Origin of the sequence: Sphingobium abikonense NBRC 16140, from assembly GCF_001598335.1 — a bacterium.
GTDB classification, from domain to species: domain Bacteria; phylum Pseudomonadota; class Alphaproteobacteria; order Sphingomonadales; family Sphingomonadaceae; genus Sphingobium; species Sphingobium abikonense.
In genome coordinates this window covers 78,526-86,281 of the sequence record NZ_BCYT01000013.1, presented here as the reverse complement: position 1 = coordinate 86,281, position 7,756 = coordinate 78,526, and the positions used below count along the sequence as shown (strand labels likewise).

General features: G+C 61.2%; 8 protein-coding genes. 2 read left to right on the top strand and 6 right to left on the bottom strand.

Annotation, left to right across the window (positions count from 1 at the left end; all coding sequences use genetic code 11):
* Nucleotides 1–313: 313 nt before the first annotated feature.
* From SAB01S_RS13750 to SAB01S_RS13735, 4 genes are all read right to left on the bottom strand, one after another.
* Complete coding sequence (locus tag SAB01S_RS13750; protein WP_218016155.1) at nt 314–1,114, bottom strand: hypothetical protein; 801 nt, start codon at nt 1,112–1,114, stop codon at nt 314–316.
* A 151-nt stretch (nt 1,115–1,265) separates the two neighbouring features.
* Nucleotides 1,266–1,604, bottom strand: coding sequence for a type II toxin-antitoxin system RelE/ParE family toxin (locus tag SAB01S_RS13745; protein WP_061939986.1), 339 nt, complete (start codon nt 1,602–1,604; stop codon nt 1,266–1,268).
* Nucleotides 1,601–1,876, bottom strand: coding sequence for a type II toxin-antitoxin system Phd/YefM family antitoxin (locus tag SAB01S_RS13740; protein ID WP_061939988.1), 276 nt, complete (start codon nt 1,874–1,876; stop codon nt 1,601–1,603). Before SAB01S_RS13740 ends, SAB01S_RS13745 begins: the two co-directional genes overlap by 4 nt.
* A gap of 80 nt (nt 1,877–1,956) precedes the next feature.
* Nucleotides 1,957–5,223 carry an error-prone DNA polymerase gene (locus tag SAB01S_RS13735; protein ID WP_061939990.1) on the bottom strand — a complete coding sequence of 1,089 codons (3,267 nt, stop codon included), beginning with the start codon at nt 5,221–5,223 and terminating at the stop codon, nt 1,957–1,959.
* On the opposite strand from SAB01S_RS13735, the gene SAB01S_RS13730 reads away from it, so the two are divergent.
* Nucleotides 5,222–5,920, top strand: coding sequence for a nucleotide exchange factor GrpE (locus SAB01S_RS13730; RefSeq protein ID WP_226869717.1), 699 nt, complete (start codon nt 5,222–5,224; stop codon nt 5,918–5,920). The genes SAB01S_RS13735 and SAB01S_RS13730 overlap by 2 nt on opposite strands.
* Before the next feature lie 458 nt (nt 5,921–6,378).
* Complete coding sequence (locus SAB01S_RS13725; protein WP_061940026.1) at nt 6,379–7,038, top strand: sigma-70 family RNA polymerase sigma factor; 660 nt, start codon at nt 6,379–6,381, stop codon at nt 7,036–7,038.
* A gap of 140 nt (nt 7,039–7,178) precedes the next feature.
* Here SAB01S_RS13725 and SAB01S_RS13720 read toward each other — a convergent pair whose 3' ends face one another.
* The gene (locus SAB01S_RS13720) at nt 7,179–7,514 is read right to left on the bottom strand and encodes a hypothetical protein (protein ID WP_139111425.1); all 336 of its coding nucleotides are present in this window, start codon (nt 7,512–7,514) and stop codon (nt 7,179–7,181) included.
* A gap of 38 nt (nt 7,515–7,552) precedes the next feature.
* Nucleotides 7,553–7,714 (bottom strand): hypothetical protein, encoded by a 162-nt coding sequence (locus SAB01S_RS18675; protein ID WP_162492719.1) that lies wholly within the window; start codon nt 7,712–7,714, stop codon nt 7,553–7,555.
* Between the last annotated feature and the right edge of the window lie 42 nt (nt 7,715–7,756).

Genomic DNA, 7,756 nt, shown 5'->3' with positions numbered 1-7,756 from the left:
GGCTGGGCGACTGCGCTCCAGCGGGCGGTGATCGTTCCCCCTGTCTGATGATATGATGATATGAAGTAGGCTGTGGAAGGGAGCCCCCCCCCTGAGGGTCTGGAGCCTGTAGGGCGCACGGGCCCCTTCCGCATCGGTCACAACCCTGAACAGTTGCTTGGGACTGCTGACCCCGCACGCCATAGACAGGATCGCCAACACCTCGGATGGAACCGTATTTACCGGAGGCATGGTGTTTTAAGAGCTAGATTTATGAAGGGGACCGCTTTCAGGGCGCGCGTCGAATGCCCTGAATGTCAGCTCTGTCGGCGGTTCAGGACGTCGCTCCGAAGCGGTGATAGTCCTCTTCATTCCCCGGGCCCGCCGGTTGTCCGGTGATCTCGCCCCAGGCGCGTCCGATCGCTTCGGCGAGATGCTGCGGTAGGATGCGATCGCCATCGGGTCGCGAATGCAAAGACATGAAGCTGTTTCCCCACCGCCGATAAGGCTCCGGCGCCGCGAGAGGGGTTTCGACCAGGAAGAGTTGATCGATGGAGCGGCACCGATTGTCACGCATCGCGTCTCCCACCAGGGCCACGATCGAATGCCGATCCAGCCGAAAAGGCGGGGTGATCAGTGCCAGCAGCCCCATCGCCTCTGGCCGACCCAGCGCAGCCTTCGTCGCTTTGAGCTGCGCGTTCGCGGCCTTCGCCTCCGCCAAGACCCTTTTGCCAGCGATCCGCAGCGTGTTCATGGCGATCGCGGGCGGCAGATCGTGCAACCTCACCGTCACAGTGCCGGATATTACCGGTGCTCCCATATGCGTATTGCGCAAAAACATCTCGCCAACCGCCTCCGACGTCTCGTCCGATGCGGCCCGATCTGTGGTGAGCGACTTAACCTCGACGATCACATCGTCCGCCGGGAACAGGATATCTGCGATCTTGCCCGTATAGCCGGGTCTCGTGTGACTCTCGATCGGCTCACCGCCCGCGGCGGTGAGCACCGAAACCATCAGGTTATGCTGGTTCATCTGGCGTTCGCCGTCTTTCCGCGCGGCTTTCCCCCGAAAGCTGCGATCCAACCCCACAAAACAACGATGGATGGATGACCGGTTTCGGTAAGGCAAGTCCACGCCGCCAAGGACTACTTTGTCGGCTTGAACGGACGGCGCGTTCGCTCTCGCCTGACGTCTGCAATCGAGGGCGCCGCGTTTTGAAGCCGACCGTCGCGAAGGTCCCCATGTTGACCTGAAATCAGACCTCCAGGTTACGCATTTCATGGACCTATCGTCCCAACAGTCGGCGTTCCAACAGGGCCTGCATATCCCGCCGACCATCTGCAATGAGGAGAATAAATACACGGTTCCCAGCCACTCGGTAGATCAGCCGATATGGATGAAGGAGAAGCTGTCTAAACTCCTTGATCCCGAACCCCTCCAATTCCTTCGGTACGCTGCCGCGCATCGGAAACTGTTTCAGCGCTTCGATCTTCCCCGCAAATGCATCAAGGAGCGCGTCGGCGTCAGCACGCGATCGGTGCTCGGAGAGATAATCGAAAATGGCTTCGAGATCGTCTTCCGCACCCCGGGTGAGTTCAACCTCAAACCTCCCAGCCTTCGTCAATTGGGCGCTGCCTTCTTCTTAAGCCGGGCAATCACCGATCGCGCAGCCTTTGTCCGCCCTGCTTCGATATCCTGGTTACCGATCGCGAGCAGCTTGAGAAGCGCCAACGCCTCCTGCGTTTCCTCAAAGGACGCGACATCCTGGATGACGGCTTTGGCTTCGCCATTCTGCGTAATCACCAGTGGCTGACGCCGTTCTGCGAGGTCAAGCAGCACCTCAGCAGCATTGGCCTTTAGATAGCTGATCGGCTTCACCTGGCTCGAATATCGCATGGCATGACCTTCGTGGACTAAATTCGAACCAAATATAGTCCGCCCGTGAGGATATCGCAAGGCCGGTGCAACTTTGGCGGTTACTGAAAATTCCGACTTTTCACCAGCGGTCGCTCTCGCACATGATCGATATGCAAGTCGCGCACGAGAATATCACGCGCGGCTGGCTGCCTTGCTGAACTATCCCTGGGATCAGGTCCTCCGCCGCTCCGCGCCCCATCGCCGCGGCCGTAGGGAAGAGGAAACGCCTCCCCTCTTTGCCCCAAAGATCCCAGCAATGGCGATAGGTCGACCAGCTTCTTCGCGATAACATGCACAACCTCGCCCTCCCGCTGCACCTGCCCGTACAGCCCGAGCATACGCGCACCCATGACGATCCGCCGGTTCTGTTCAAACATGCGCGGCCAGATAATGAGATTGGCGATCCCGCTCTCATCCTCAATGGTAATGAACATGACCCCCTTGGCCGACCCCGGTCGCTGGCGCACCAGCACCAGCCCGGCCAGCCAGATGTAGCGGCCCTCCTTGGTCGTATCGAGCGTGCTGCACGGTACCATCTTCTGCCGCTGTAATTCCTCTCGCAGGAACGACACCGGATGCTGGCGCAACGTAACGCCAACATGGCCATAATCCTCGACCACCTCTCTCCCTTCGCTCATCGGCCGCAGGGCAACGGCCTGCTCGACAATCTCCTGTACGAACCCGTTTTCCCGCGTGTCAGCGGCAGCAAACAGCGGCAGTTGCTCGTCACGCAGCGCCTTGATCGCCCAGAGCGCTTCCCGCCGGGCAATGCGCATGGCGCCCCGAAAGGCATCGGCTTCAGCGAGTCGATTGAGGGCGCCCGATCCCACGCCTGCCCGGCGCCATAGCTCCTCTACGCTCATGAATGGCTCATCCGCCCGCGCCGCGATGATTCGGGCGGCGTCTGTTTCCTTAAGCCCCCGCACCATCCGCATGCCCAGCCGCACAGCGAACCGGTCGCCAGTGGTCGGCTCCAGCGTACAATCCCAGCGTGATGCATTGACGCAGACCGGGCGCACCTCGACCCGATGGGCGCGGGCATCGGCCACAATCTGGGCCGGCGCATAGAAACCCATGGGCTGCGAATTGAGCAGGCTCGCGCAGAACACCTCGGGATGCCAGCATTTGAGCCAGCAGGACGCATAGGCGATCAGCGCAAAGGAGGCCGCATGGCTTTCCGGGAAGCCATAGCTGCCAAAACCCTCCAGCTGACCGAAGGTCTTCTCGGCAAACTCGGCGGTGTAACCGCGCTCGACCATGCCGCTGACCAGCTTTTCCTTGAACTTCGACACACCGCCGGTGAACTTGAACGTCGCCATGGCGCGCCGCAGCTGATCGGCCTCGGACGCTGTGAAGCCTGCGCATTCGATTGCTACCCGCATCGCCTGTTCCTGAAACAGCGGGACGCCCAACGTCTTGCCCAGCACCTTTTCCAGTTCGGGCTTGGGATATTCGACCTTCTCCTTCCCCGCCCGCCGGCGCAGATAGGGATGGACCATATCGCCCTGGATGGGGCCGGGCCGCACGATCGCCACCTCGATCACCAGATCATAGAAGGTGCGCGGCTTGATATGGGGGAGCATCGCCATCTGCGCCCGGCTCTCGATCTGGAACGCGCCCAGCGTGTCGGCGGCGCGGATCATGGCATAGGTACGCGGATCTTCGGGTGGAATGGAGGCCAGGTCCATGCGGATGCCCTTATGCTGCTCCAGAAAATCGAACCCGCGCTTCATGGCCGTCAGCATGCCCAGCGCCAGGCAATCGACCTTCATGAATTTCAAGGCATCTATGTCGTCTTTGTCCCATTCGATGACCTGCCGGTCCGCCATAGCGGCGGGCTCGATCGGCACCAATTCGTCGAGCCGGTCATGGGTAAGGACAAAGCCGCCGGGATGCTGAGAGAGATGGCGGGGCGTGCCGATCAACTCGCGCGCGAGGTCCAGCGCCAGCCGCAATCGCCGGTCGGAGAGGTTGAGGTTCAATTCCTCGGCATGGCGCTCCTGAACCCCCTCCTCGCTCCAGCCCCAGACCTGGCTCGACAGCGCCTTGATCAGATCTTCGGAAAGGCCCAGCGCCTTGCCGACATCCTTGATCGCGCCCTTGGCGCGGTAGCGGATGACGGTCGAACAGAGCGCGCTATGGTCACGGCCATAGGTGTCGAACACCCATTGCATGACGATCTCGCGCCGCTCATGCTCGAAGTCGACGTCGATATCGGGCGGCTCTTTGCGCTCCTGGCTGATGAACCTCTCAAACAACAGGTCGGAGCGTTCGGGGTCGATCGAGGTGATACCCAGCACATAGCAGACCGCACTGTTGGCGGCCGAGCCCCGCCCCTGGCAGAGAATGTCCCGGCTACGCGCGAAACGGACGATGGAGTTCACCGTCAGGAAATAGGGCGCATAACCAAGCTCGGCGATCAGCCCCAGCTCGTGGCGCAGCAGGCGCGCGACCTTGTCGGGCACGCCCTCCGGATAACGGGCCTTTGCCGCCTCCCAGCTCATCTGCTCCAGCGCCGCCTGCGGCGTCTGGCCCGCGATGCTCACTTCCTGCGGATATTGATATTTGAGCTCGTCGAGTGAGAAGCGGCAGCGCTCGGCAATCTCCAGCGTCCGGGCCAGCGCCTGGGGATAGCGACCGTAGAGGCGGTGCATTTCTGCAGCCGGCATCAGATAGCGGTCGGCATAAAGCTCACGCCGGGCGCCAAGCTCATCAATGGTGCAGCGATGACGGGTGCAGGTCATGACCTCCTGCAACACACGGCGATGCGGATGGTGATAGAGGACATCGCCGGTGATCACTGTCGGCACCGCATGCCGTGCAGCGAGATTGGAGAGATTATGGAGTCGCAACTGATCGCCCGGCCGCCGGCGCAGGGTCAGCGCCAGATAGCCCCGTCCGGCAAAGAGTTTGGCGAAGCGCCCGATCACGGCCTCGGCTTCCTCCACCTCGCCGGGCAACAATATGGCGAGCAGCCCTTCGGCAAAATCCGCGACATCGTCCCAGCCGAGGATGCATTTGCCCTTCCCGCCCCGTTTCTTGCCGCGGCTGAGCAGTCGGCAGAGGTGGCCATAGCCAGATCGGTCGATGGGATAGACCAGTAGCGACTGACCGTCGGCAAGGTCGATCCGACAGCCGACGATCAGCCGGACGCCGGTGACCTTCGCCGCCTCATGGGCCCGCACGATCCCGGCCAGGCTGTTGCGATCGGTAATGGCAAGGGCATCGAGGCCACAGGCTTCCGCCTGGGTGAACAGCTCCTCACAGCTCGACGCACCGCGCAGGAAGGAGAAATGCGAGGCGCATTGGAGTTCAGCATATCGCATGGCGGCACCTGCCGATTCTCACATCATAGCGCATATTGTTCGCTATTTGTTCCATAACGCCATGAGTCAATCGCTGATGCAGCCTATAATCGTCGCAACGCGTTCAGATGCCAGCGCCCCAGTCATCGACAGCAAGCGAGGAAACGTACTAATGGCGGCCAAACTCAAGGTGTTCCGGACCCCGATCGGTTTCCACGACGCCTATATTGCCGCGCCCAGCCAGAAGAAGGCGCTCGAAGCCTGGGGCGCCGACAGCAATCTTTTCGCACGCGGTGTCGCGGAGCAGGTGACCGATGCTAAGCTCATGAAGGCACCGCTTGCGCAGCCCGGAACGGTGATCAAGGTGCCGCGCGGCAGCACCGAGCAGCATTTTGCAGCGCTCGCGAAATCGAAACCACCAGCAAAACCCGACAGCAAGAAGCCGGACACTACAGCCGCGCCACCGCGTCGCGCGAAGAAACCCCGCCCTCGTCCAAGCCGAGCGGCCCTCGATACGGCCGAGCAGAAGTTGGAGGCGCAGCAACAGGCGCTCGATGCGAAAGTCGCGGAACTGGAAGATCAGCGCGCCGGGCTGAAAGAGGAAATCACGCGCTTGCGGACTGCGGGAAAGAAGGAACAGGCAAAGCTCGAAACCGCCATCGTTGCTGCCCGCAGGAAATACGATGCTAAGCTGGATCAGTGGAGAGCTGACAGCTGAACCACGTCCATTCGGTAAGACCCGCGTTATACCGATTTTCATTCATGGCTTACAGCCAGCATCTCCATCATTCCCGTGCACGCTCTTTAATGAAGCATGTCCGCAGCCCCATCGGCGGGCCAATCGCCCACGGTGATGGCGACAGCGGCAAAAAGGGGCGGTCTCCGGCCATGGCGCATCCTGCACGGTCAACTCCCTTGCCAAGCTCGGTCTGCCCGCCGCGATCGGCGGGGGCGTGTTGCCCCTTCTACAGAGGCCCCGATTGGAACCGACGGCCTGAGAGGGCGTTCTGCTTTTATCGGGTCGAACTATTGCCCCCCGCTTGATTGATCCGGTGAAACTTCGGCCCCGCCAGCCTCCCGCTGGCGGGGTCTTGTCGTTTCGGCCGCTTTCGAAACCGGAACAGATGCTCAAGCGAAATGTTCTATTTCATTGAGATATTGGGATTGGAGAGCAGCGTGAGCGACAATCAGCAGGAAGACATCAAGCCCACGCTCTCGGACAAGGATTTCAAGGATAAACTCGCCGAAACCATCCCGCATCTGCGCGCCTTTGGCCGCGGCCTGTGCCATGACGCTGACGCTGCCGACGATCTCGTTCAGGAGACCATGATGAAGGCTTGGGCGGCGCGCGCGCGCTTCGTTGCGGGAACCAGCTTCAAGGCCTGGACCTTCACCATCCTGCGCAATCATTATTTCAGCCAGATGCGGCGCAAGCGTTTCGTGGGCGATTGGGACGATGTAGTCGCCGACCGCAAGCTCGCGGCGCCCGCCGGGCAGGATATGAGCGTGGAACTGCGCGACATGATGCGCGCTCTGGCCGAACTGCCCGATCCGCAGCGTGAGGCACTGATCCTGGTAGGCGCGGGCGGGCTTTCCTATGAGGAAGCCGCCGAAATCATGGGCACAGCCGTCGGAACGGTCAAAAGCCGGGTATCCCGCGCCCGCGCCACGTTGGAGGCGCTGATCGATGGCGGCGTGCTCACCACCAAGTGGCGTGACTTTGAAGATGGCGATCAGGCGGTCATCAGCATCTTTGCTGATCTGGAAAAGATCCAGGCACGCCGCGCTCCTGTCCCCATACCAATCGCTTTGCCCCTGCTGCCAACAGCCGCCTGAAGACCAGCGCGCCGTCGCATAAAGGATCCCCGCCGGAGCAAAGCTGCACGGCGGGGCCGAGGTTCAGGGAGGTGTCGCCCCAAGGGAGGAGCGACACATTCCAAGCTATGCCTTTTGCGTAGCAATTCAAGATGGATTGATCACCGTTCTGAAACGAATGACGGATCAATATGGCAGTCCTGCCAATCCCAGTCGCCTCGTCGAGCAAAAGCGACAAAGCCATCGTCGAGGTTCAGCGTGGCGTCGCCGCTGCGAAAATGTCGGCCCAGCGATGAAGGTTTGCGGGCGAGAACCAGTTCGCCGTCGGCCAATTGCACCCGCGCCTGCCGTCCTTCGATCCGCAGGCCAAGACTGCGTCCCTGCGCGCAGGCGACATGGAATGACGCGTGATGCTCAGCGGCCGTGGCCGTGGCCGTGAGGGACCCCGTCAACATTAGGATAAGGACAAGAGGAAGCGCAGACATGGCAATCTCCACGGCTTGCATCCTCTCAAGGCAAAAATGACTGTCTGCCCTCAATCCTTTTCCGCTGCGGCAGTTCCGTTGGCAAGTGCGTCGCTGATCATCGCTGCCAATGTTTCTTCGGCGCGGCCGCGCGCGGCGGCATCCTTGGATTCCAGATCATGGCGCAGCCATTGCGGCGCGCGCGCGATCACTCGTAAAATCAAAGCGTTCATTTTTTCATCCATCGGCCGAGCCTATGACGGTAGAGTGACGGT

Bases quoted from the DNA above. Each gene is read 5' to 3' on its own strand.
- SAB01S_RS13740 (WP_061939988.1), bottom strand. From the start codon at position 1,876: ATGCGATATTCGAGCCAGGTGAAGCCGATCAGCTATCTAAAGGCCAAT.
- SAB01S_RS13730 (WP_226869717.1), top strand. From the start codon at position 5,222: ATGGCGGCACCTGCCGATTCTCACATCATAGCGCATATTGTTCGCTAT.
- SAB01S_RS13735 (WP_061939990.1), bottom strand. From the start codon at position 5,223: ATGCGATATGCTGAACTCCAATGCGCCTCGCATTTCTCCTTCCTGCGC.
- SAB01S_RS18675 (WP_162492719.1), bottom strand. From the start codon at position 7,714: ATGAACGCTTTGATTTTACGAGTGATCGCGCGCGCGCCGCAATGGCTG.